This is a genomic window from Vibrio sp. SCSIO 43136, from assembly GCF_023716565.1.
Taxonomy (GTDB): Bacteria; Pseudomonadota; Gammaproteobacteria; order Enterobacterales; family Vibrionaceae; genus Vibrio.
In genome coordinates this window covers 2012116-2034922 of sequence record NZ_CP071848.1, presented here as the reverse complement: position 1 = coordinate 2034922, position 22807 = coordinate 2012116, and the positions used below count along the sequence as shown (strand labels likewise).

Genomic DNA, 22807 nt, shown 5'->3' with positions numbered 1-22807 from the left:
TGTTTTTGAGAAAATCTAGATCTCAATCACAAAAAAAAACTGAACCATCAGGGAGTTAGTTGTGATGAGTCAGCTGTCTGGAGGTTTGTTTGGTTATGTTGTTTATGTTGGTGGATTATTCTGAATAAGTCTAGGATATTCCATTTGCATAAATTTTTATGCTTAAAAAATTAATTCTTCAGAATGTGAATTTTTTAGTTTTTTTGTGATTTGCGACGTACTACTAACTTTTTTGTCTTTTTAAGTTGTTGATTTTTAACATTTTACAAATTTTGATTTGTGTTTTTTTAGTCATTTGACAGCTCGAAATTAATCTTGCAATCTAAACCTCGAATTCAGAAGAACTGACTTGGACCGCAAATTTTCAAATCAGTTCCTCGAAAACTAAAAAAGGGAACCGGAAAGGATTTCCTAATCTAAGAAAAGGCAGTGGATTATTATGAAAAAGACTCTAGTAGCACTAGTAGTAGCAGCGGTAGCTGGTTCAGCTAACGCAGGTATCGAGCTTTACAATGAAGGCGGTGTAACCGTTAACATGAAAGGCGACATCGAAGTTCAGTACGTTCAAGCTATCGGTTCTGACGAGCAGCTAACGCAAAAAATCGATGATGCTGACTTCGGCTTCGACACTCGTTACGCTATCGACGACACAACTCAAGTAGGCTTCTACTACGAGTTCTCTGGTGCAGATAACGACAAAAAAGGTCAAGCTGACCTAGCGTCAACTGGCGATGTATACGTTGGTTTCTACAATGACCAAATCGGTACGTTCAAAATCGGTAAACTAGCGACTCAACTTGATGATGCTGGTATCGGGTCAGACCACCTATTCGGTATCACTAAATTCTTCGACGACGCTGGCTTTGGCGGCCACGAAGCTGTTCGTTACGATCTAGACAAAGGTCAGTTCTACTTCGGCCTTGGTCTTATCCAAAACAAACTAAAAGCTAACTCTAAGCTAGGTGAAGCTGATGGTACTCATTTCGATGCTAAAGTTGGCTTCCGTGCAGACGCATTCGATGTTCGTGCATTTGCTGGTCAATCTAAGACTGACGCAACAGCGCCAGCAGTTGACAACAAGTTCACTCTTCTTGCTCTAGAAGGCACTTACTCTGGTATCGAAAATGTAAACCTACAAGCAGCAGTGTACAGCGTTAAGAACGACAATGACAACAAAACTGGTAACACCTACGCTCTAGCAGCTGACTACACAATGAATGCATGGAAATTTGCTGGTGGCTTCAGCTCACTAGACAAAGATGCAGGTGACTACAACACTTGGTTCCTAAACGCAGGTTACGCTATCGCACCTTCAACAACAGCATACGTTGAAGTTGGTGATACTTCTGAAGACGGCAAAGACCTAGGCTACGGCATGGGTATCAAAGCAGTATTCTAATCCTGCTTGAAAAGTCTTAATAGAAGCCACCTTCGGGTGGCTTTTTTTGTTGTATCTAATTTGTGATTTCTATCGCTAGCATCTGCCTAAGCTTGGTGATTTAATCAAAGTTAACTCGAAATTTGGAAAATGATATGCGTTGCACAAAAGTTTTAGCCCTAGCCGCAGTTAGTTTGTTTAGTTTTCATACCTTTGCAGCAGAATTGATTCCTGCAAAAGGGGTTGCGATTCTTTTCGCAAATGGAAGCGAGACCGAAAGCAAATACCAACCGGTTGCTATTACAGACGGTACCAACCAAGTTGTGGTAGAGGTAAACACCATGGTTGGTAATGGCAGTAAAAAAGAGAAGTTTTCTTCGAAGCCATTTATCTTAACTTTCGAAGCTGGACAGCAAGATGTTAATCTGGCGCACCCTAAGATATATAGCATTATCCATGCAGAGCAGGTATTTAGAACTTCTCCAGAATGGAGTCTGACTTCTGGCGGTTCAAATATTGCTTACACTTCTGATTTACTGAAAGGCAAAGAAGGGCTACTTCCTTATTCAGATATTGCACCGTTGGTTCAAAATTATAATGAGCAAAAAGGTTTGGCTATTGCCACAACGGTGGCGGTTGTAGCTAAACCACAGCCTAAATTAGCAGTTAAGCCTGAGGTTAAACCAGAAGCATCTGCTGTGCCTAAAGCTTCTGAGCCTTTAAGCGAGCTTAAGAAATGGTACATCGCTGCTTCAGATGCGGATCGTAAAGCCTTTCGCAAATGGGTCATTGATCAAGAGTAAGATATATCCAATAAAGAAGAGCCAAAACCTTAGCGGGTTTTGGCTTTTTTTGATTCAAAGCGACTAATGTTAAAAAATCCTTTTTGGCAAACGTTTGCTATTCTTAGGTGTATTGAAGCTGATTTATTCGCCAGATAAAATCGGCTCTCCTTAATGTCCCCTTACAAAATTTGAAACTATGAAATTTCCTGGTCAAAGAAAATCCAAACACTATTTTCCGGTTCATGCACGCGATCCTCTGGTCAGCCAAGCGCAAACCAGCAAGAAGATGTCTCGTACGCACATTGTGGGTATCGACCAAACGCTTGTTGATATTGAAGCAAAAGTTTCGGATGAGTTTATTGCCCAATTTGGCCTGAGTAAGGGACACTCACTGGTTATTGACGACCAAACCGCTGAAGCGCTATACACCGAACTTAAAGAGCAGAACCTTGTCACCAACGAATATGCGGGTGGCACTATAGGTAACACGCTTCACAACTACTCTGTGTTGGCTGATGACAAATCGATCTTACTGGGCGTCATGAGTAGCGATATTCAGATTGGCAGCTACGGTTACCGTTATCTGTGTAATACCTCTAGCCGTATGGATCTTAACCACCTTCAAGGTGTAAACGGTGCCATTGGCCGTTGTTTTGCTTTGATCAGTGAAGATGGCGAACGTACATTTGCGATTAGTGAAGGGCAAATGAACCAACTGGCCCCAGAAAGCATTCCTGAAGCTATTTTTGAGAACGCTTCTGCATTGGTCCTGACTTCGTATTTGGTGCGCTGTAAGAACGGCGATCCTATGCCAGACGCCACAATGAAAGCGATAGAATACGCCAAGAAGTATGATGTGCCAGTGGTGTTAACCCTAGGCACTAAATTTGTTATTCAGGATGATCCAGAGTACTGGCGTGATTTCTTGGCACAACATGTTTCAGTGGTTGCTATGAATGAAGATGAAGCTGAAGCATTGACCGGGGAAAGTGATCCTTTGCTAGCAGCCGACAAGACACTGGAGTGGGTTGATCTGGTATTGTGTACTGCAGGACCAGTTGGTCTATATATGGCTGGTTATACGGAAGAGAGCAAAAAACGCCAAACATCTTTGCCACTTCTACCAGGTGCAATCGCCGAATTTAATCAGTACGAATTCAGTCGTCCAGTGAAACGTTCATTGGCAGAAAACCCGATTAAAGTCTACTCGCATATTGCCCCTTACATGGGCGGCCCAGAGAAGATTAAGAACACTAATGGTGCTGGAGACGCTGCGTTGTCAGCATTGCTGCATGATATGGCGGCGAATCGTTACCACAAAGATAATGTGCCAAACTCAAGTAAACACCAATTGTCTTTCTTAACTTACTCATCTTTTTCACAAGTATGTAAATATTCTAACCGAGCAAGTTATGAAGTTTTGGTTCAGCATTCACCACGATTGTCTCGCGGTTTACCAGAGCGAGAAGATAGCTTAGAAGAAGCCTACTGGGAACGTTAAAATAAAAAAGAGCGCATTTTATGCGCTCTTTTTATATTTCTATTAGTAACTAAGCTTATTTGATAAGGAAGCTATCTAGTTCTACACCTTTATCTAGCTCTGCTTGGATTGCAGAAGGCGTGCGGCCTTGTCCAGTCCAAGTCTTACGTTCACCGTCTACTGTGTATTCGTATTTAGCAGGACGTGGTTCACGTTTCTTTTTCGCTTTAGTTTTATCACTACCAGACATAGCAGCAATTAGATCTTCAAGGTCGATACCTTCTTTTGCAATTAGCTCGGCATATTCAGCTAATTTAGCTTCTTTTTCTGCTTGAGCTGCGCGCTCTGCTTCAGCAGCTTCACGACGCTCTTCAACTACGATAGATAGTTTCTCGTGCATTTCTTCGAGGGTGTCGAAAGATAGCTCACGTGCAAAAGCACGTAGACTACGGATATTCAGTAAAGTCTTGGTAATATCAGACATGACAATTCCTATTTAATTATTCTTTATTGCATTTAAATGATAACAGTGAATATCAATATTACAATGGGGAGAAAAGTAAATATTTAATTAATTACATTTCAGTCGTTTTTAATTAATAAATACTTACAATTATAGAGTCTAGCATACTTTAAAAGTTCAGTATGCAGCTAAAGTAGTAGTACTAAAGTCAGTTTCGGAACTTGACGCTAGTTGATGCTAGATTGAGTGAAATTTTATGTTGCAAAAGTGGATAGGATCAGTAGTATGTCGGATTCCTGATTTGGTGAGGTGTATTATATCTCCTCGCCAACGTAGAGGTGCAATGACTATGAGTCTATGCTTTTAGGGTGATGCCTGAGAGAAGCATTAAAAGGAGTCATTGCCGAAGTGTCAGCAGCCCCATCAGGGCCTGGCGCTGGGGTTATATCCGAAAGGAATAACACTGCCATAGTCTATTATGTTGTTAAACTATGGAGCGCTACTGTAGGGTTGGGTGAAGTGTTCGCTTCCCTTTCGCTTGTTCAACATGCCTTATTTGGCAGTCTGCAGTAGATCTCTAACCAAACATTGGTTTTTGAAGATCATGAATTTAATTGATTACACCTCATCCTCTTTATCGCTATTGCCACCACTTATTGCGTTAGGTTTAGCGATTGTTACGCGTCGTGTCCTTATCTCTTTAGGTGTAGGTATCGCCCTTGGCGCTGTATTACTCAACGATTATTCTTTAACTCAGTCAGTAAGTTATATTACTACGACTGTCACCGGCCTAGTAATTGAAGACGGTGGTATCAATAGTTGGAATATGAGTATCGTTGCATTCTTAATTTTGTTAGGAATGACCACTGCATTATTAACTCTTTCAGGCGGTACTCGCGCTTTTGCTGAGTGGGCACAAAAAAGAGTTAAATCTAAACGTGGTTCTAAATTACTCGCAGCTTTCTTGGGCGTGTTCATCTTTGTCGATGATTACTTTAATAGTTTAGCCGTGGGTGCTATTTCTCGCCCTGTTACCGATCGCTTTTATGTATCGCGTGCAAAACTTGCGTATGTACTCGATTCAACAGCGGCTCCTATGTGTGTATTAATGCCAGCATCTAGCTGGGGTGCATATATCATGACCATCATTGGTGGCATATTAGTGACCCATGGCATGACGGAATATTCTGCGCTCGGTGCATATCTACGTATTGTCCCGATGAACTTCTACGCCGTATTTGCGCTATTAATGGTGTTTGCAGTGGCGTGGTTCCAACTTGACGTTGGCTTAATGCGTAAGCGTGAAATTGAAGCTTCACAAGGTCGTGGTTTTGGCGGCGACAACGATTCTGCCGAAGCGCACGAAATAAATGAAGAGCTAGACATTGTCGAAAGTGAGTTTGGTAAAGTCTCTGATTTGGTTTTACCGATCCTAGTACTGATTGTCGCAACTATCGCTTCAATGGTATTTACTGGCGGCCAATCTTTAGCTGAAGCTGAAAAACCATTCTCGCTACTAGGGGCTTTTGAAAACACTGATGTTGGTTTGTCGCTTTGTTATGGTGGTCTAGCAGGTCTTGTGGCCGCTCTAATAACGGTAGTTCGTCAGAAACTTGCTTTTGCAGACATTGCCACCACGATGTGGATTGGTGCGAAATCGATGTTTGGCGCAATTCTGATCCTATTCTTTGCATGGTCTATCGGCTCGGTTATCGGTGATATGAATACTGGTGCTTACCTATCTTCACAAGTGCAAGGCAATATTGGTCCGCACTGGCTACCTGTTATCTTATTCCTACTGTCAGGTTTAATGGCATTCTCGACGGGTACGTCTTGGGGTACTTTTGGCATTATGCTGCCAATCGCTGGTGACATGGCTGGTGCAACCGATCTGGCGTTGATGCTGCCAATGTTAAGTGCGGTATTAGCGGGTTCGGTATTTGGTGACCACTGTTCTCCAATTTCGGATACAACAATACTGTCTTCAACGGGTGCTCGTTGTAACCATATCGATCACGTAGCGACTCAGCTTCCTTATTCACTCTCTGTCGCATTGGTTTCATGCATCGGCTTTATTGTGTTGGGTATGACAAGTTCAGTGGCATTCTCGTTTGCTGCATCTTCAGTCGCCTTTGTGGTGGTTTGCTTCGCACTGTTCTTTGTATCGCGTTCAAAAGAGGTGAAAGCGCCAGCGGTTTAACACTATGGCAACCTAGCTTGTAAGCGAATTGTATAAGAGAGGGCAGTTGCTCTCTCTTTTTTTTATTTTCTTGAAATTATCGGTTGCAAAAAAGCACCGCCTTAGTTAGTGTGAAGTTAACTCAAGGAGATACTAATTATGCGTATTTGTGAAATGAACATTCATCACCACCACCATCCTGACTAGTCTTTCGGGAGGTTTACGCATAACCGGAAGACAATAGGGCTTCCGGTGGTAATCAAAGAATACAGATGATAACCCTCGGAAGAGCCAAGCCTTCCGAGGGTTTTTCTTTTATAGCTTTACTGATTAATTTTAAAAATGCCGACAGGGATATCACGATGCAAACACAACGCCTAAGAATCGCAATTCAAAAAAAAGGACGCCTAAGTAAAGAGTGTCAGGACCTACTTAAAAAATGTGGCGCTAAATTCAACATCATGGGTGAGCGTTTAGTGGTTCACTCTGAGAACATGCCAATCGATCTGCTGTTGGTTCGTGATGACGACATCCCTGGCCTTGTTATGGATGGCGTGGTTGACCTAGGTTTCATTGGTGAAAACGAGCTAGAAGAAGTTCGTCTAGAACGCCTTGCTCAAGGTGAACCAAGTAGTTTTAAAGCGCTACGCCGCTTAGATTTCGGTGGTTGCCGCTTGTCTATCGCTATCGATAAAGACGAGACCTACAACGGTCCACAAGACCTTGCAGGTAAACGAATTGCAACCACTTACCCTCAGCTATTGAAGAGCTTTATGGAAGAGCAGGGCGTACCTTTCTCAACTTGTATGCTAACCGGCTCTGTAGAAGTCGCACCACGCGCAGGCCTTGCCGATGCTATCGCTGACCTGGTATCAACAGGTGCAACACTTGAAGCCAACGGTCTAAAAGAAGCGGAAGTGATTTTCCGTTCAAAAGCGACGCTTATTCAGCGTGATGGAGAGTTCTCTCAAGAGAATGCAGAACTCATCGACAAGCTACTGACTCGCATGCAAGGCGTGACTCAAGCTAAAGAGTCTAAATACATCATGCTGCACGCCCCAACTGAGCGTCTTGATGAAATCAAATCACTCCTACCAGGCGCTGAAGATCCAACGGTATTACCGCTTTCCGCTGAACAAAATCGAGTCGCCGTTCATCTTGTAAGTACTGAAAACCTTTTCTGGGAAACAATGGAACAGCTAAAAGAGCTAGGTGCGAGCTCAATCCTTGTACTGCCAATCGAAAAAATGATGGAGTAAGCGATGAAGACGTTAGTTTGGCAATCTTTAAGTGAGTCGCAGCAAAACTCTGTACTAGAGCGCCCTGCGATTACTGAAGGTGCAAATATCACAGAAGCAGTCGAGTCAGTGATTGCCGCAGTACGCTCCGAGGGTGATACGGCGTTAAAAGCTCTAACTGAAAAATTCGATAAAGTGGCACTTGAAAACATTCAAGTGTCAGCGCAGGAAATTGATGCGGCATCAGATCGTCTTTCAGACAAAATGAAACAAGCGCTTCAACAAGCGTATGCAAATATCGCGACCTTCCACGAAGCGCAAAAACCACAACCATTGGTGGTAGAAACTCAGCCGGGGATCGTCTGTGAGCAAGTGACCCGAGCGATTAATAAAGTGGGTCTGTATATTCCCGGTGGCAGTGCGCCACTTCCATCTACCGTCCTTATGCTTGGTGTGCCTGCGCAAATTGCGGGTTGTCGTGAGGTGGTTCTTTGTTCGCCGCCACCTATTGCGGATGAAATCCTTTACGTCGCTAAGCTGTGTAAAATTGACAAAGTCTTCCAGTTAGGTGGCGCTCAGGCGGTTGCAGCGATGGCTTATGGCACAGAGTCAGTGACGAAAGTCGATAAGATTTTCGGTCCAGGCAATGCGTTTGTGACGGAAGCAAAGCGCCAAGTGAGCAACGACTTTAAAGGTGCGGCGATTGACATGCCAGCCGGTCCTTCTGAAGTATTAGTGATTGCTGATGAGACAGCAGATGCAGATTTTATTGCCGCCGATCTTCTAAGCCAAGCCGAACACGGCCCAGACTCACAAGTGGTTTTGGTTACACCGTCGGTATTGATTGCTGATCAAGTGGCTGAAGCGGTGCAAAAACAACTTAACGAACTATCGCGTAAAGATATCGCTGAGCAGGCATTAGGCTCGAGCGTAATCATTGTTGCTGAGTCTCTTTCTCAGTGTGTTGCGATTTCTAACTTCTATGGTCCAGAACACCTGATTGTTCAAACTAAAGCGCCACGTGAGTTATTGCCTCTGCTAGACAATGCAGGCTCGATCTTCCTTGGTGACTGGTCTCCTGAATCAGCTGGAGATTATGCATCTGGTACTAACCACGTGTTGCCAACTTACGGCTACACTCGTACCTACTCAAGTTTAGGCTTGGCTGATTTTTCTAAGCGCATGACAGTTCAAGAGCTAAGTGCAACAGGCTTGCAAACGCTAGCACCTACTGTCGTAACGATGGCGGAAGCCGAAGGTCTAGATGCACACAAACGCGCAGTTACCATTCGCGTTGAGAAGTTAGAAAAGGGAGAGCGCTAATGGAAAAACTTGCACGTAAACAGGTGCAACAGCTAACGCCTTACCTTTCTGCGCGTCGGATTGGTGGTAGTGGTGACGTGTGGCTTAATGCTAATGAATCGCCATTTGATAATGAGTACAAAACTAGTGCCTCTCGTCTTAATCGTTACAGCGAGTGTCAGCCCAAAGAGCTGATTGAAGCCTATGCGGCTTATGCAGGTGTTGCTCCTGAACAGACATTGACTTCTCGTGGGGCTGATGAAGGCATTGAACTACTTATCCGTGCGTTTTGTGAGCCGGGACAAGATGCGATTCTGTTTTGTCCACCTACCTACGGTATGTACGGCATTAGCGCTGAAACTATTGGTGTTGAGCAAAAGCGAGTGCCGTTGACCGACGATTGGCAGCTCGACCTTGAGGCAATTCAAAGCAACCTTGAGAATGTAAAGCTAGTATTCGTTTGTAGTCCAAATAACCCTACTGGCAATTTGGTGAAGCGTGAAGATATCGTTTCTCTGCTTGAGATGACCAAGGACAAAGCCATTGTTGTGATGGATGAGGCCTACATTGATTTTTGCCCTGAAGCATCAACGGTTGATCTGTTAGCAGATTATCCAAATCTGGCTATTTTGCGCACGCTTTCAAAAGCATTTGCTCTTGCGGGACTTCGCTGTGGATTTACGCTTGCCAATCAAGAGCTAATCCAAGTATTGTTGAAGGTGATCGCACCGTATCCTGTCCCCGTTCCTGTGGCAGACATCGCAACTCAAGCGCTATCTGAAGCTGGGCTTGCCAAGATGAAATATCAAATGCTTGACCTCAATGCGAACCGAGCTTATTTGCAAGTGGGTTTAAGCATGTTAGATGGGGTAGAAGTGTTCGAAGGTTGGGGTAACTACTTGTTAGTCAAATTCCCAAACGGTGATGAACTATTTAAGGCGGCGTGGGATAACGGCATGATCCTACGTAACTCTCCGATTGAAGATTGCGTGCGCATCAGTGTGGGCAACCGTGAAGAGTGTGAAAAAGTGGTGGCGTTTATTCGCAACCAACTCGCCAGTACCTTAGACCAGCAAAATTAAAATTACTACTAAAAGGATGTCGTAGTGAGCAAGCAACAAAAAATTCTATTTATCGACCGTGATGGCACCTTAATTGTTGAGCCTCCGGTGGATTTTCAAGTCGACCGTTTAGACAAGCTAAAACTAGAACCTTATGTCATTCCATCGCTGCTTGCGCTGCAAGACGCTGGCTACCGCTTAGTGATGGTGACTAACCAAGATGGCTTGGGTACGGATAGCTACCCGCAAGAAGATTTCGATGCTCCACACAATATGATGATGGAAATCTTCGAATCTCAAGGTGTGAAGTTCGATGACGTGTTGATCTGCCCACACTTTGACGAAGATAACTGCTCTTGTCGTAAACCAAAACTTGGTTTGGTCAAGCCCTACCTACAGGAAGGTAAAGTTGATTTCCAAAACTCAGTGGTGATTGGTGATCGTCATACCGATCTACAATTGGCTGAAAACATGGCTATCCGTGGTATTCAGTACAATCCAGAGACCATGGGGTGGCGTGAAATTCTTAAAGACCTCACTGTGAATGCTCGCACCGCTGAAGTGGTACGTACTACTAAAGAAACTGATATCAAAGTTTGTGTAAATCTTGATGAGCAAGGCGGTAATGAGATCAGCACAGGTCTTGGCTTCTTTGACCACATGCTGGATCAGATCGCGACTCACGGTGGCTTCCAAATGAAGTGCATCGTTGAGGGTGACTTGCATATCGATGATCACCATACAGTTGAAGATACTGCGCTTGCACTAGGCCAAGCGCTAAAAGAAGCACTTGGTGATAAGCGCGGTATCGGCCGTTTCGGATTTAGTTTGCCAATGGATGAGTGTTTGGCGCAGTGTGGCTTAGATCTTTCTGGCCGTCCTTACCTTAAGTTTGACGCTAAGTTCAGCCGCGAGACGGTTGGTGACCTATCTACCGAAATGGTAGTGCACTTCTTCCGTTCACTAACGGATACACTCGCTTGTACATTGCACTTATCTTCAAGCGGTGACAATGACCACCACATCATTGAAAGCTTATTCAAGTCTTTTGGCCGCACGCTGCGACAAGCAATTAAAGTCGAAGGTAATGAACTGCCAAGCTCTAAAGGGGTGTTGTAATGACTACGCAGAAAGTCGTCATCATTGATACTGGCTGTGCCAATGTTTCGTCGGTTAAGTTTGCGATCGAGCGTCTAGGTTACCCAGTGACTATCTCAAAAGATCCTGAAGTGGTGCTTGCCGCAGACAAACTCTTTCTTCCTGGGGTTGGTACCGCGAGTGAAGCGATGAAAAACCTTGAGCAGCGTAACTTGATTGAGTTGGTTAAAAAGGTTGAAAAGCCACTATTGGGCATCTGTTTGGGTATGCAACTGCTTGGCAAGCTTTCACAAGAGAAAGGCCAAAAAGCCGATGAAGAAGTCGAGTGTTTAGGATTATGTGATGGTGAAGTTCGCCTGATGCAGACAGGTGATCTGCCTCTTCCTCACATGGGCTGGAATACCGTTGAGGCAGCCTCTGGCCATCCTTTGTTTAAAGGCATTGAGTCGGGTGAGTATTTCTACTTTGTTCATAGCTTTGCTATGCAGGTAGGGGATTACACCATCGCCCAGTGTGATTATGGCAATCCGTTTACCGCCGCACTTCAAAGCGGTAACTACTACGGAGTGCAATTCCACCCAGAGCGTTCAAGTAAAGCTGGTTCAAAGCTTATCCAGAACTTCCTAGAACTATAAGAGCAAAATAAAAGGATTTTACCGTGATTATTCCCGCTCTAGATTTAATTGAAGGTCAGGTGGTACGCCTATTTCAAGGTGATTACGGCCAAGTGACCGAATACAAAGTAGACCCTGCTGAGCAGTTTAACCTCTATCACCAAGCCGGCGCTAACTGGTTGCATCTTGTTGACCTGACTGGCGCTAAAGATACGACGGCCCGTCAGCTTGATCTTATTGCTAAACTACTGGCAAGTACTCCAGCGAATATCCAGATTGGTGGCGGTGTTCGTACCGAGCAGGACGTGGTTGACCTGTTAGAAGCTGGCGCACAACGCGTGGTGGTTGGCTCGACGGCAGTTAAACAGCCAGAGTTAGTTAAAGGCTGGATGGAAAAATATGGTGCAGAGAAGATCGTTCTCGCACTAGATATCAATATCGACGAAAACGGTACACGTAAAGTCGCTATCTCGGGATGGCAAGAAGACTCAGGTGTCACCATCGAAGCGCTTATCGATGACTATCTAACCGTTGGCCTACAACATGTTTTATGTACTGATATCTCACGTGATGGCACCTTGACAGGTTCAAACGTTGAGCTTTACGTTGACCTTTGTAAGCAATACCCACAAGTGCAATTCCAATCATCAGGTGGTATAGGCTCTCTGGCCGATATTGAAGCGCTAAAAGGCAGCGGTGTGGCAGGCGTAATCGTTGGCCGTGCACTTCTAGATGGCAAATTCACCGCAGAGGAGGCATTCCAATGCTGGCAAAGCGAATAATTCCGTGCCTTGATGTACGTGACGGACAAGTGGTGAAAGGCGTTCAGTTCCGTAACCACGAAATCATTGGTGACATTGTTCCTCTAGCGCAGCGCTACGCTGAAGAGGGCGCTGATGAACTGGTGTTTTACGATATTACTGCCTCTAGCGATGGTCGAGTGGTAGATAAAAGCTGGGTCGCACGTGTTGCTGAAGTGATTGATATTCCATTTTGTGTTGCTGGTGGTATCAAGTCTGCTGAAGATGCGGCTCGTATTCTTGAGTTTGGCGCGGACAAAGTTTCAATCAACTCTCCAGCGCTTGCGAACCCAGAGCTGATTACCGATCTTGCGGACAAGTTTGGCGTGCAGTGCATCGTGGTGGGCATTGACTCCTACTTTGATAAAGAAACGGGCAAGTATCAGGTGTACCAGTTTACGGGTGATGAAGCCCGTACCAAGGCGACTTCGTGGGAAACCCGTGACTGGGTGCAGGAAGTTCAAAAACGTGGTGCTGGTGAAATCGTGTTGAACATGATGAACCAAGACGGTGTACGCAATGGCTATGATATCGAGCAACTTAACATGGTTCGCGAAGTATGTAACGTACCCCTGATTGCTTCTGGTGGTGCAGGTGCGATGGAGCATTTCGCTGAAGCCTACCAGAAAGCCAACGTTGATGGAGCATTAGCAGCTTCAGTGTTTCATAAACAAGTCATCAATATCGGTGAACTAAAACAATACTTAAAACAGCAAGATGTTGAGGTGCGACTATGAGTTTTGCAACCGCTGAAGTTTCGGCACTCTCTGAAAGAATCAATTGGGAAAAAGTCGACGGTCTTGTACCAGCAATTGTGCAGGACTTCCAATCAAGCCAAGTGCTAATGATGGGATACATGAACAAAGATGCATTGGCAAAAACGCTGGAGACGGAACAAGTCACTTTCTTCTCTCGCACCAAATCCCGTCTTTGGACCAAAGGGGAGACCTCCGGTAACGTCCTACAGCTAAAAAACATCGCATTGGATTGTGACAATGACACCCTGCTAGTCAAAGTAAACCCGATTGGCCCAACTTGCCATCTCGGCAACACCACTTGCTGGGATGTTGATCCGCAAGAAGAAAGCCAAATGGTGTGGCTTCATCAGTTGGAGCGATTGCTGGGGGAACGTAAGGATGCTGATCCCGACTCTTCCTATACGGCCAGCCTATATGCTCGTGGCACCAAGCGTATCTCGCAAAAGGTTGGCGAAGAAGGGGTTGAAGTTGCGCTTGCAGCGACGTCGGGCGATAAGGCGGAGCTAGTATGTGAATCAGCCGACCTGATTTACCACTTGATGGTATTGCTACAAGACCAGGGTCTGTCGATGAATGACGTGGTGAATAAGCTTAAAGAGCGACATAAGTAATAAAATGGGGAGCTTTCAAAAAAGCTCCCCATTTACTATCTCTCGATTACCGATTACCGATTACCAATCACCCACAACACTTCTTAAACTTCTTGCGACTACCGCAGATACAAGGGTCGTTGCGGCCAATCTTAACGCTAGAAACAGGCTGTTGTAGACGAGGATCGAGTTTAGGTTCTTGTTCAGGGAATATGCCATCTATGTAATACCACTGACCTTGCTCTCGAACAAAGCGAGAGCGCTCACCTAAGCAATACTCTTCCCCGTCTTGTTGGAAATATGCTTTGAACTCAACGAAGCCTTCATCGTCATGGTTACCATTGGTTTGAGCGATCACTTCTAGCTTTAGCCAGTCACTATCGATGGATTCGGCAATGGCTTGACGGTCTTGCTCGGCATTGCAACTTGGGTGATAGGTAGCAACGACAAAATCTACCAATCCTAATACATGTGCGGCGTATCGAGCTCGCATCAATTGCACTGGCTGTTGGGCGTTTTTGGGGTTGTGATGTATGGGTTCACAGCACTTAGCGTAGGGCAGAGTGCTGTTACAAGGGCATTGTGTTGTCATTTAGTGTACTTAAAATTCGTTAAAGCTATTTGAGGGTTAACAGTTCATTTGACCAAATAATTGCATCGTCATAGATATCGGTTAGCTCATCTTCTTTGATATTGAGCTCTGCTCGAAGCTGGGCGACTTTATCCCACTTGGCTTGCTCAAACGCTTTGACCAGTTCAATGGTTTTACCTAACTCACCTTCACCTTTTAGAAGCGCATCCTTAATGCTTTGATCGACCGGAAGCGACTCAAGGATGTCGTCTAAAGATTGATCTAGCAGCGAATCGAGCAGAGAGAATATTCCGGTTAGAAATGCTGAACTTGGCTCCATCTGAGGATGGTTTTTCGCTATCAACTCACTAAAGCGGGCACGCGAGATTGAAGCCGAGTACAAAGAGTTTGGTTTGCCTTCAGAGGTACTCGCCAAAGCAATCATAGAGACAAAGCGCTTTAAGCGTTCTTCACCAAGGTACACTAGGGCTTGCTTAAACGAGGTGATCTCTTTGCGGAGCATGGCAGATGAGTTCACCGAGCGCAGCAGTTTGTAGGATAGAGAAACATCGGATGCGACAATCTTCTCTACTGCATTGAAATTAATGTCATCGTTGGCTATCTCTTTACAAAGCTGAACAGTCGTAATAAATGATGGACGTATCTCTTTGCGTTGAATGATTTCAGGTTTAGCGAAAAAGTAGCCTTGAAATAGAGTGAAACCTGCTTTTTTTGCCTGCTCATACTCTTCATAAGTCTCTACTTTTTCAGCAAGAAATTCGATTTTCGTTTTAGCGAGCTTTTTCATGAACAGCTCGGCTTTAGCGATCGGAACTGTGATGATATCGAACTTAATAATCGCAATGTAAGGCAAAAATCTTAGCCACTCTGGAGAGGGAACAAAGTCATCCAAAGCGATGGTGTAACCATTTTTGTAAAGCGATTTGATCGCTTCAAACAGTTCATCAGTAGGCTCGCAATCTTCAAGGATCTCTACCACGATGCTGGTGGAAGGGAATAGCTCTGGAAGCTGATCAATTAGGCTCTGATAAGGGAAGTTAACAAAGGCACGTTTCTTACCGAAACTTTTTTGATGCGCCCCCAAAAACTGTTCCACCAGCAAACGGCTAGTGGCAAGTTGAGCTTCGATAGCAGGGAAAGTGTTTTTAGGACCATCACGAAACAGTAGCTCATAGGCTACTGTGTTCATTTCTGTATCAAATATTGGCTGACGTGCGACGTATGCGTATTTCAATCTGATAATTCTTATATATGCGTGACTAACAACTCTATCTTTTTACTTCCGACAGAGCTCGAACACTAACCGTCTTATCCTAGCGTAGACTTTACAGGAAATTTCAACTCGGTCATTCCTTGTGGTTCTACTTTAAGAGCGTAGCCAAAATCTCGCCAGTCAGGCAAGACAATACGCACACTTTCTCCCTGCTTTGTGTGCAATATGTGACGGTCCGGTCGATGCGTGTGACCGTGGATCATCAAGTTAACCTGATGTTTATCCATCACTTTAACTACTTCGTCCGGAGTGACATCCATTATTTGTTGAGACTTTTCTTGTTTGGTGTCTCTCGCTTTACCCTGAATGTTCTTAACGATCTTTTTTCTTATCGCCATCGGGATCTTATTGAATACCCATTGTAGCCAAGGTTGGTGAACTTTGGCTCGAAACGCTTGATACTGCACGTCGTCGATACATAAGGTATCACCGTGCAATATGACGGCTTCTTGGCCATAGAGTGTAATTTTGTGCTCATCTCCGAGCAGGGTGACTCCGGTGTCTTTAGCAAACTTTTTATTCACTAAAAAGTCACGATTGCCATGCACAAAGTAACACTCAATCCCCTGACGAGTCAGGTGCAAAAATGCTTGGCGAATCTCGTTAGCAAAGTCCGAATTGTCGTCATCCCCTAACCAGAAATCAAATAAGTCACCGAGTACATACAAGCATTTGGCTTGTGAGGCTTCACGGTAGATAAAATCAGTAAAGCATTGGGTGAGTTCTGGTTGAGCAGGAGATAGATGAAGATCAGCGATAAACAGGGTGGACATAGTGTATTTAACTCAAAAAACGGGGAAGTTACCTTCCCCGTTATTAATTACTCTTCGATAGTGGTGCCAGTGATGATCACTTCTTCTAGAGGAACATCTTGGTGCATACCCATAGAGCCTGTTGAAACACCTTTGATCTTGTTTACAACGTCCATGCCTTCAACCACTTCAGCGAATACACAGTAACCCCAACCGTCTAGAGACTCTGATTTAAAGTCTAGGAAAGTGTTGTCGTTTACGTTGATGAAGAACTGAGAGCTTGCTGAATGCGGCTCCATAGTACGAGCCATTGCTAGCGTACCTACTTTGTTGCTTAGGCCGTTGTTCGCTTCGTTTTTGATCGGAGCACGAGTCTCTTTCTCACGAAGGCCAGAAGTCATGCCGCCGCCTTGGATCATGAAACCATCGATTACACGGTGGAATAGGGTGTTGTCGTAAAAACCGTCACGACAGTACTGAAGGAAGTTAGCGCTGGTGTTTGGCGCTTGTTCTTCGTTTAGTTGTACTTTGATATCACCGTGATTAGTGTGAAGGATGATCATAGGACGTTCCTTTGATTGTAATTGTTCGGGTATTAAAGTGTGAATTTTAGCGGAAAGTGGCGCACAATCAACTCTTGTTGAAATAACGAGCAATTAAACTCCAATCAATACAGCGATTTGGCTTTTTGTTCACCCAGCTATTACCACGCATACAAGGAATTGATATACTCGACTCCTTATCATTTTTATTAATCTGACCAGATAGAGCTCATGTTAAAGATATACAACACACTTACACGACAAAAAGAGGAATTTAAGCCCATCACTGACGGAAAAGTTGGGATGTATGTATGTGGAGTTACCATCTACGACCTCTGTCACATTGGTCATGGCCGTACTTTTGTCTCTTTTGACGTTGTGTCTCGTTACCTTCGTTACCTAGGTTACGACCTGACTTTTGTTCGTAACATCACTGACATAGATGACAAGATCATCAAGCGTGCGAATGAAAACGGTGAAAGCTGCGACGACTTAACTGAGCGTCTCATTGGCGAAATGTACTCAGACTTTGATGCATTGAACATGAAGCGCCCAGACGTAGAGCCTCGTGCAACGCAGTTCATTGCTGAGATCATCGCACTTGTCGAGCGTCTAATCGAGCGTGGCTTTGCTTACGTTGGTGACAATGGCGACGTAATGTTCGAAGTGAAGAAGTACGACGATTACGGCAAACTTTCTCGTCAAGACTTAGAGCAACTTCAAGCGGGTGCTCGTGTTGACGTTGAGCACGCAAAACGCAGCCCAATGGACTTCGTACTATGGAAGATGTCTAAGCCGGGTGAACCAACGTGGGAATCTCCATGGGGCCCAGGTCGTCCAGGCTGGCACATCGAGTGTTCAGCAATGAACTCATCAATTCTTGGCGATCACTTTGATATTCACGGTGGCGGCTCTGACCTTCAGTTCCCACACCACGAGAACGAGATCGCTCAATCTTGCTGTGCGCACGATACTCAGTATGTAAATACTTGGATGCACAGTGGCATGGTAATGGTTGATCAAGAGAAGATGTCTAAATCTCTAGGTAACTTCTTCACTATCCGTGATGTACTTCAGCACTACGATGCAGAGACGGTTCGTTACTTCCTAATGTCTGGTCACTACCGCAGTCAGTTGAACTACAGCGAAGACAACCTAAACCAAGCACGTTCAGCGCTTGAGCGTCTATACACTTCACTGCGTGGTCTTGATACTACAGTAGCACCAGCGGGTGGCGAAGAGTACGTGACTCGTTACACAGAAGCGATGAATGATGACTTCAACACACCAGAAGCTTACTCAGTGCTGTTTGATATGGCTCGTGAAATCAACCGTCTGAAAGGCGATGATTTGGAGAAAGCATCAGCACTAGGTGCCCTGATGCGTGAGCTTGCAGACGTTATCGGCATTCTTCACCAAGACCCTGAAGCCTTTCTACAAGGCGGCGCTGCGGGTGACGACGATGAAGTTGCAGAAATCGAAGCACTGATCAAACTACGCAACGACTCTCGTGCCAATAAAGATTGGGCGAATGCTGACCTTGCTCGCGATAAGCTTAATGAGCTTGGCATCGTGCTAGAGGACGGTCCTGAAGGGACTACGTGGCGACGTAAGTAACTGAAGTTCCTCCCCTTTCGAAGGGGAGGTTAGGAGGGGGGCTGAACAGATTTGAGTCGTGCGTTTGCCTTGACTTAAGACTCAGAACCCCCTCCAGCTCCCCCTTGGAGAAGGGGGAGAGCTAATTCTTTGCTTGCTTTAACGCTACAGAGACAAATGACAGGGCTATCTAAGCCCTTTTTTTCAAAGATTTAAATTAGGTAGTCGTTTTGGCTCAAATGTATTTCTATTACTCAGCAATGAATGCGGGTAAATCCACCACACTTCTTCAATCGTCGTTTAACTACCAAGAACGCGGCATGAACCCAGTCATCTTCACTGCGGCACTAGATGACCGTTACGGTGTTGGTAAAGTTAGCTCTCGTATCGGCCTTCAAGCAGAAGCGCAGTTGTTTGGTGCTGATACTGACTTATTTGATGAGATCAAAGCGTTAGATGAGCAAGAGAAGCGCCATTGTATCCTTGTTGATGAGTGTCAATTTCTTTCGAAACAGCAGGTGTACCAGCTCACGGAAGTGGTCGATAAGCTCAACATTCCAGTGCTTTGCTACGGTCTTCGTAGCGACTTTATGGGGGAGCTGTTTGAAGGCAGTAAACATCTGTTGTCTTGGGCGGACAAACTGATCGAGCTTAAGACGATCTGCCACTGCGGTCGCAAGGCTAATATGGTGATCCGTACCGATGAGCATGGTAATGCGATCAAAGAGGGTGATCAGGTGGCGATTGGTGGTAATGACAAGTATGTGTCGGTTTGTCGTCGTCATTATAAGGAAGCGTTAGGGAAATAGGTTTTTTCTTCAAAGGCTCTCCCCCTTTTCAAGGGGGAGTTGGAGGGGGTTAAATTCAGGGTAACGTTTGAGTAAGCCATTCAACGATGTATCGCATTTTAACCCCTCCCAGCCTCCCCTTGAAAAGGGGAGGGGCGAATCAAAAAAGGGCTGAAACATCACCGATGTTTCAGCCCTTTTGCTATTTGAACCTAATTAATCTTGCTCAAAATTCGATTGAGTACTGAAGTGCTCCATAGAATATTTCACCCGCTCTGCTGGGCGTGGGTATTCAATTGGTTCACCCATATTTTCAATGTGGCGAAGGCGAGGTAGCAGCCCGCAGCCGTTAGCTATTTGGATAGCAAGACCTGGGCGAGCGTTAAGCTCTAGTACCATTGGGCCTTCTTCCCTATCTAACACCATATCGGTGCCCATGTAGCCTAAGCCAGTCATTTCCCAAGCGCTTGAAGCTAGGGTCAACAAGCGTTCCCAGTGGGGTACTTGCAGTGTCGCCAGCTCTTTATCAGTATCGGGATGAAGTGTAATAGGTTGGTCAAATTGTACCGCGCGAATCGCTTTACCCGTCGCAATATCAATACCTACACCGACCGCACCTTGGTGAAGGTTGGCTTTACCATCCGATGCAGAAGTGGATAGGCGCATCATTGCCATCACAGGGTAGCCTTTAAATACGATAATTCGTACGTCTGGCACACCTTCATAACTAAAGCCATCGAAGCAGTCATCGAACTTAATTAGGTTCTCTACAACGGCTACATCGTTCTTGCCACCGAGTGAGAACAGACCCGCCAGTGCATTACTGATGTGGCGCTCGACCTCTTCTTTACCGATAGTCGAGCCAGATGGCTTGGTGTAGACACCATCTTTGTGCTCAGTTACTACCAAAATGCCTTTACCACCACTGCCTTGCGCAGGCTTAATCACAAAGCCCGGCCAGTCTTTAACCATTTTATGGATAGTTTTAACTTCGGCTTGGTTGTTAATCACACCAATCAGCTTTGGCGTTGTCGCTCCGTGGCGCTCAGCGATGATCTTGGTCTTTAGCTTGTCATCCACCAGTGGATATTTTGAACGATCATTGTATTTACCAATGTAACCGTGGTTACGTTGGTTCATACCCATGATGCCCCGAGACTTGAGTTTAAATGGGGAAGTAAATGTCCCAAACATAACTTAGTCCTCCGCCAGAGGTTTAAAGCGACGTAGCTCTGTTAGACGGTAGCCTGTGTAAGTACCTAGAAGCAGAATACCTGCCAATACCACCAACTGCAGACCGATAAAGTTAAAGGTCAAGTGTTGGATGTATGTGTTGGTCATAGCTAGATAAACCAATACAGCGGTAAGCAGTGACCCACCACCTTGAATAAATACTTCTTTACCGCCTTCCTCTTCCCATAGAATCGACATACGCTCGATGGTCCAAGATAGGATGATCATTGGGAAGAAGGTGATTGTTAAACCTTCGCTCAAACCTATGTTGAATGAGATGATGGTAAATACCGAAATAATCAAGATAACCGTGATGATGACCGCAGATATCCTAGCAACCAGCAGTAGGTTGAGCTTAGAAAGGTAACTACGGATCACTAGACCCGTACCAACAATCAGTAAGAAGCCAACAATACCTGTTACCAGTGAGGTCTGCACAAATGCAACCGCAATCAGCACTGGCATGAAGGTACCAGAGGTTTTCAGGCCGACGATGACACGCAAGAACACCACAATCAGTGCGCCAATTGGTATCAGCATGATGGTCTTAAACATCGACTGTTCTGCAATCGGCAAGCTATGGATCGAGAAGTTTAGTAGGCTGTCAGCAGCAACTTTTTGGTCAGTGGCTTGTTGCGGAGTCACTTCCTGAACAATCATGGAGAAGTGTACTTGGCTGTTCTTACCACCAATAACGTCTAGCAATGAAACGTTCGATTGGTCCCAGATCAGTAGGTTATCTTTCGCTACTTGGTCTGCGGTAGTAACATCAAACAGCTGCCAATCTTGACCGTTCCATACTTGGATCATTGATGAAATCAATTGACGGCGACGACCATCTTCAAGTGTGATAACACCAACTTGTTTGTTCGGCACGTTTGCATAGCTTAGAAGCTTCGCTGTCAGCGCTACCTTATCTTGACCGTTGAGCAACAGTGAAGCATTTTGGCTATCATCATCGTTAAGCTGCTTAATCAGTTCGCGGGCAAAAGTGACGTCGTCAGCACTGCGTTTAGTCGCTTGCTCTATGATCGATTGGGCAGCAGCATCTTGCGGGCCATCAAAAATTGGTTTTTCGATAGGGTCACTGCTTGGTGCAATAGGCTCAACCTTTGCTTGGTCGTCGACCAAAAACTGGGTTTTGTAATAGATGGTTTGAGCACCGGTTGCATGGCGAACACTCCACTCAGCACGGCGACCAGTATCGGTCGCGACATAAGCGACACCATAGCCAGGAGATGAAGCACTCTCATTGATTAGGGTAAAACCCGCTTGAGTCTCTGGCGCTGCCAGAGAGACTTTGACGGGTTTATTTTGGGCGGTAAATTCTACTCGCGCTTCCACATCCCAGATTTGACGGGTTTCCCCCGGCGTCCATGGAACCCCGTAATCGTTGTGGCGCAGCACGCTTAACGCTATACCTGCAAACAGCAGTGCAGCCACGGCAAAATAGAACGGCACTTTTGACGTCATAAATAATCGTCCTTTTATTTAGATTTATTTCTTATCGGATAAAAGATAAGTCTTGCTGACATCGACTAAAGCAATGTCTTGAATAAATTCACGGCCAAGCAGTACAGGATGTGCCATGTGTGAACGGTCGGCTAGGGTAAACTGCGCTTTTTGGTGAAGTTCACCAAGTTGGACCCAAAGCTCAACAACAATGCGTTTTTCCGAATCATCGGTACTGGCTTGACGTACTTTCGCTGTACGTAGGATAGGCGCTTCGACCCAATGTTTCTCGTCTGCTGGCGCATCTTTGTCATTTATATGGAATTTTACCCAAGTTTTGCCATTGCGTTCAAATTCTTGAACGTCTGTAGCGTCAATAGATGAGGTTGCCGCACCAGTATCTACGCGGGCATCAAATTGGGCTTTGATAGTATCGATTTTTACTTTCTCAATGCCACCCAGCACTATGGTATTCGACGGAGCAGCACTGGTTGGTACTACAACGATCTCTTCTTCGGTGGTTTCGATCTTGGTTGCCGCAATCAGTTGGCTTTGGTTATTGCGAAGTTTCTTCACATCTTTACGAAGCTTGGCAAGCTCGCTATTTAACGCATCAATTTGGCTGTTTTGGTTTTCAATTTCCACATTGAACGTATCGAGACGTTGCTGAAGGTTGGATTCTGATTGGTTTATTGCGTCGATTGTCGCTTGAGAATATTTTTCACCATCCATCAAAGCGCAGCCTGACAGGGTGCCGATGATTACCATTGCGGTTATTGGTCTGTACATCTTTTACCTTATAGAACACAGAGGGTTGTGCGTTGAAATTAATA

At 45.1% G+C, this 22807-nt stretch carries 22 protein-coding genes, 1 riboswitch and 1 other annotated feature; of the genes, 14 read left to right on the top strand and 8 right to left on the bottom strand.

What is annotated here, in order from left to right; translation table 11 throughout:
• The first annotated feature begins 439 nt into the window (after window positions 1–439).
• The 3 genes from J4N39_RS09585 (at window position 440) to J4N39_RS09575 (ending at window position 3664) form a co-directional block, all read left to right on the top strand.
• A complete protein-coding gene (locus J4N39_RS09585; protein WP_252018545.1) occupies window positions 440–1399 on the top strand; it encodes a porin in 960 nt (319 codons plus the stop codon).
• A gap of 134 nt (window positions 1400–1533) precedes the next feature.
• Complete coding sequence (locus J4N39_RS09580) at window positions 1534–2181, top strand: YccT family protein (RefSeq protein ID WP_252018543.1); 648 nt, start codon at window positions 1534–1536, stop codon at window positions 2179–2181.
• Between the two features lie 178 nt (window positions 2182–2359).
• Complete coding sequence (locus tag J4N39_RS09575) at window positions 2360–3664, top strand: inosine/guanosine kinase (protein WP_252018541.1); 1305 nt, start codon at window positions 2360–2362, stop codon at window positions 3662–3664.
• Between the two features lie 55 nt (window positions 3665–3719).
• Here the strand turns inward: J4N39_RS09575 and J4N39_RS09570 are convergent, their stop codons facing one another.
• Window positions 3720–4127: an H-NS family histone-like protein gene (locus J4N39_RS09570; RefSeq protein WP_252018539.1), complete on the bottom strand. Its 408-nt coding sequence runs from the start codon at window positions 4125–4127 to the stop codon at window positions 3720–3722.
• Window positions 4128–4431: 304 nt separating this feature from the next.
• Window positions 4432–4616, top strand: a riboswitch (Lysine riboswitch).
• A gap of 94 nt (window positions 4617–4710) precedes the next feature.
• On the opposite strand from J4N39_RS09570, the gene J4N39_RS09565 reads away from it, so the two are divergent.
• The 9 genes from J4N39_RS09565 (at window position 4711) to hisIE (ending at window position 13767) form a co-directional block, all read left to right on the top strand.
• The gene (locus J4N39_RS09565) at window positions 4711–6306 is read left to right on the top strand and encodes a Na+/H+ antiporter NhaC family protein (protein ID WP_252018537.1); all 1596 of its coding nucleotides are present in this window, start codon (window positions 4711–4713) and stop codon (window positions 6304–6306) included.
• A gap of 161 nt (window positions 6307–6467) precedes the next feature.
• Window positions 6468–6601: a sequence feature (His leader region), on the top strand.
• Between the two features lie 46 nt (window positions 6602–6647).
• Complete coding sequence (hisG, locus tag J4N39_RS09560) at window positions 6648–7544, top strand: ATP phosphoribosyltransferase (RefSeq protein ID WP_252018535.1); 897 nt, start codon at window positions 6648–6650, stop codon at window positions 7542–7544.
• Between the two features lie 3 nt (window positions 7545–7547).
• A complete protein-coding gene (gene hisD / locus J4N39_RS09555; RefSeq protein WP_252018533.1) occupies window positions 7548–8846 on the top strand; it encodes a histidinol dehydrogenase in 1299 nt (432 codons plus the stop codon).
• The gene (gene hisC, locus J4N39_RS09550; RefSeq protein ID WP_252018531.1) at window positions 8846–9907 is read left to right on the top strand and encodes a histidinol-phosphate transaminase; all 1062 of its coding nucleotides are present in this window, start codon (window positions 8846–8848) and stop codon (window positions 9905–9907) included. Before hisD ends, hisC begins: the two co-directional genes overlap by 1 nt.
• A 24-nt stretch (window positions 9908–9931) precedes the next feature.
• A complete protein-coding gene (gene hisB / locus J4N39_RS09545) occupies window positions 9932–11005 on the top strand; it encodes a bifunctional histidinol-phosphatase/imidazoleglycerol-phosphate dehydratase HisB (protein WP_252018529.1) in 1074 nt (357 codons plus the stop codon).
• Window positions 11005–11619, top strand: a complete 615-nt coding sequence (gene hisH, locus J4N39_RS09540) for an imidazole glycerol phosphate synthase subunit HisH (protein WP_252018527.1) — start codon at window positions 11005–11007, stop codon at window positions 11617–11619. The genes hisB and hisH overlap by 1 nt, the downstream gene beginning before the upstream one ends.
• 23 nt (window positions 11620–11642) lie before the next feature.
• The gene (gene hisA / locus J4N39_RS09535; protein WP_252018525.1) at window positions 11643–12380 is read left to right on the top strand and encodes a 1-(5-phosphoribosyl)-5-[(5-phosphoribosylamino)methylideneamino]imidazole-4-carboxamide isomerase; all 738 of its coding nucleotides are present in this window, start codon (window positions 11643–11645) and stop codon (window positions 12378–12380) included.
• A complete protein-coding gene (gene hisF, locus J4N39_RS09530) occupies window positions 12362–13135 on the top strand; it encodes an imidazole glycerol phosphate synthase subunit HisF (RefSeq protein ID WP_252018523.1) in 774 nt (257 codons plus the stop codon). The genes hisA and hisF overlap by 19 nt, the downstream gene beginning before the upstream one ends.
• Entirely contained in the window at window positions 13132–13767 is a 636-nt protein-coding gene (hisIE, locus tag J4N39_RS09525) for a bifunctional phosphoribosyl-AMP cyclohydrolase/phosphoribosyl-ATP diphosphatase HisIE (protein WP_252018520.1), read from the top strand. Before hisF ends, hisIE begins: the two co-directional genes overlap by 4 nt.
• Before the next feature lie 67 nt (window positions 13768–13834).
• Here hisIE and J4N39_RS09520 read toward each other — a convergent pair whose 3' ends face one another.
• The 4 genes from J4N39_RS09520 to J4N39_RS09505 all read right to left on the bottom strand — a co-directional run bounded on the left by J4N39_RS09520 (window position 13835) and on the right by J4N39_RS09505 (window position 16926).
• Window positions 13835–14338 (bottom strand): YchJ family protein, encoded by a 504-nt coding sequence (locus J4N39_RS09520; protein WP_252018518.1) that lies wholly within the window; start codon window positions 14336–14338, stop codon window positions 13835–13837.
• Between the two features lie 25 nt (window positions 14339–14363).
• The gene (locus tag J4N39_RS09515; protein WP_252018516.1) at window positions 14364–15572 is read right to left on the bottom strand and encodes an EAL and HDOD domain-containing protein; all 1209 of its coding nucleotides are present in this window, start codon (window positions 15570–15572) and stop codon (window positions 14364–14366) included.
• Window positions 15573–15646: 74 nt separating this feature from the next.
• Window positions 15647–16384: a UDP-2,3-diacylglucosamine diphosphatase gene (gene lpxH / locus J4N39_RS09510; RefSeq protein ID WP_252018514.1), complete on the bottom strand. Its 738-nt coding sequence runs from the start codon at window positions 16382–16384 to the stop codon at window positions 15647–15649.
• A 47-nt stretch (window positions 16385–16431) separates the two neighbouring features.
• Entirely contained in the window at window positions 16432–16926 is a 495-nt protein-coding gene (locus J4N39_RS09505) for a peptidylprolyl isomerase (RefSeq protein ID WP_252018511.1), read from the bottom strand.
• A gap of 210 nt (window positions 16927–17136) precedes the next feature.
• On the opposite strand from J4N39_RS09505, the gene cysS reads away from it, so the two are divergent.
• On the top strand, window positions 17137–18522 hold the full coding sequence (gene cysS, locus J4N39_RS09500) for a cysteine--tRNA ligase (protein ID WP_252018509.1): 1386 nt from the start codon (window positions 17137–17139) through the stop codon (window positions 18520–18522).
• A gap of 209 nt (window positions 18523–18731) precedes the next feature.
• Complete coding sequence (locus J4N39_RS09495; protein ID WP_252018507.1) at window positions 18732–19310, top strand: thymidine kinase; 579 nt, start codon at window positions 18732–18734, stop codon at window positions 19308–19310.
• Window positions 19311–19505: 195 nt separating this feature from the next.
• Here J4N39_RS09495 and J4N39_RS09490 read toward each other — a convergent pair whose 3' ends face one another.
• The 3 genes from J4N39_RS09490 to J4N39_RS09480 are packed head-to-tail and all read right to left on the bottom strand — an operon-like array spanning window position 19506 to window position 22763.
• Window positions 19506–20483, bottom strand: coding sequence for an alpha-L-glutamate ligase-like protein (locus J4N39_RS09490; protein WP_252018505.1), 978 nt, complete (start codon window positions 20481–20483; stop codon window positions 19506–19508).
• Window positions 20484–20486: 3 nt separating this feature from the next.
• A complete protein-coding gene (locus J4N39_RS09485; RefSeq protein ID WP_252018503.1) occupies window positions 20487–21995 on the bottom strand; it encodes an inactive transglutaminase family protein in 1509 nt (502 codons plus the stop codon).
• Window positions 21996–22019: 24 nt separating this feature from the next.
• Window positions 22020–22763: a putative ATP-dependent zinc protease gene (locus J4N39_RS09480; RefSeq protein ID WP_252018501.1), complete on the bottom strand. Its 744-nt coding sequence runs from the start codon at window positions 22761–22763 to the stop codon at window positions 22020–22022.
• Window positions 22764–22807 lie beyond the last annotated feature (44 nt).

What these genes read in the sequence shown, in the direction of transcription:
- J4N39_RS09585 (WP_252018545.1), top strand. Translation starts at nt 440, where the DNA reads ATGAAAAAGACTCTAGTAGCACTAGTAGTAGCAGCGGTAGCTGGTTCA.
- J4N39_RS09580 (WP_252018543.1), top strand. Translation starts at nt 1,534, where the DNA reads ATGCGTTGCACAAAAGTTTTAGCCCTAGCCGCAGTTAGTTTGTTTAGT.
- J4N39_RS09575 (WP_252018541.1), top strand. Translation starts at nt 2,360, where the DNA reads ATGAAATTTCCTGGTCAAAGAAAATCCAAACACTATTTTCCGGTTCAT.
- J4N39_RS09570 (WP_252018539.1), bottom strand. Translation starts at nt 4,127, where the DNA reads ATGTCTGATATTACCAAGACTTTACTGAATATCCGTAGTCTACGTGCT.
- J4N39_RS09565 (WP_252018537.1), top strand. Translation starts at nt 4,711, where the DNA reads ATGAATTTAATTGATTACACCTCATCCTCTTTATCGCTATTGCCACCA.
- hisG (WP_252018535.1), top strand. Translation starts at nt 6,648, where the DNA reads ATGCAAACACAACGCCTAAGAATCGCAATTCAAAAAAAAGGACGCCTA.
- hisD (WP_252018533.1), top strand. Translation starts at nt 7,548, where the DNA reads ATGAAGACGTTAGTTTGGCAATCTTTAAGTGAGTCGCAGCAAAACTCT.
- hisC (WP_252018531.1), top strand. Translation starts at nt 8,846, where the DNA reads ATGGAAAAACTTGCACGTAAACAGGTGCAACAGCTAACGCCTTACCTT.
- hisH (WP_252018527.1), top strand. Translation starts at nt 11,005, where the DNA reads ATGACTACGCAGAAAGTCGTCATCATTGATACTGGCTGTGCCAATGTT.
- hisF (WP_252018523.1), top strand. Translation starts at nt 12,362, where the DNA reads ATGCTGGCAAAGCGAATAATTCCGTGCCTTGATGTACGTGACGGACAA.
- hisIE (WP_252018520.1), top strand. Translation starts at nt 13,132, where the DNA reads ATGAGTTTTGCAACCGCTGAAGTTTCGGCACTCTCTGAAAGAATCAAT.
- J4N39_RS09520 (WP_252018518.1), bottom strand. Translation starts at nt 14,338, where the DNA reads ATGACAACACAATGCCCTTGTAACAGCACTCTGCCCTACGCTAAGTGC.
- lpxH (WP_252018514.1), bottom strand. Translation starts at nt 16,384, where the DNA reads ATGTCCACCCTGTTTATCGCTGATCTTCATCTATCTCCTGCTCAACCA.
- J4N39_RS09505 (WP_252018511.1), bottom strand. Translation starts at nt 16,926, where the DNA reads ATGATCATCCTTCACACTAATCACGGTGATATCAAAGTACAACTAAAC.
- cysS (WP_252018509.1), top strand. Translation starts at nt 17,137, where the DNA reads ATGTTAAAGATATACAACACACTTACACGACAAAAAGAGGAATTTAAG.
- J4N39_RS09490 (WP_252018505.1), bottom strand. Translation starts at nt 20,483, where the DNA reads ATGTTTGGGACATTTACTTCCCCATTTAAACTCAAGTCTCGGGGCATC.
- J4N39_RS09485 (WP_252018503.1), bottom strand. Translation starts at nt 21,995, where the DNA reads ATGACGTCAAAAGTGCCGTTCTATTTTGCCGTGGCTGCACTGCTGTTT.
- J4N39_RS09480 (WP_252018501.1), bottom strand. Translation starts at nt 22,763, where the DNA reads ATGTACAGACCAATAACCGCAATGGTAATCATCGGCACCCTGTCAGGC.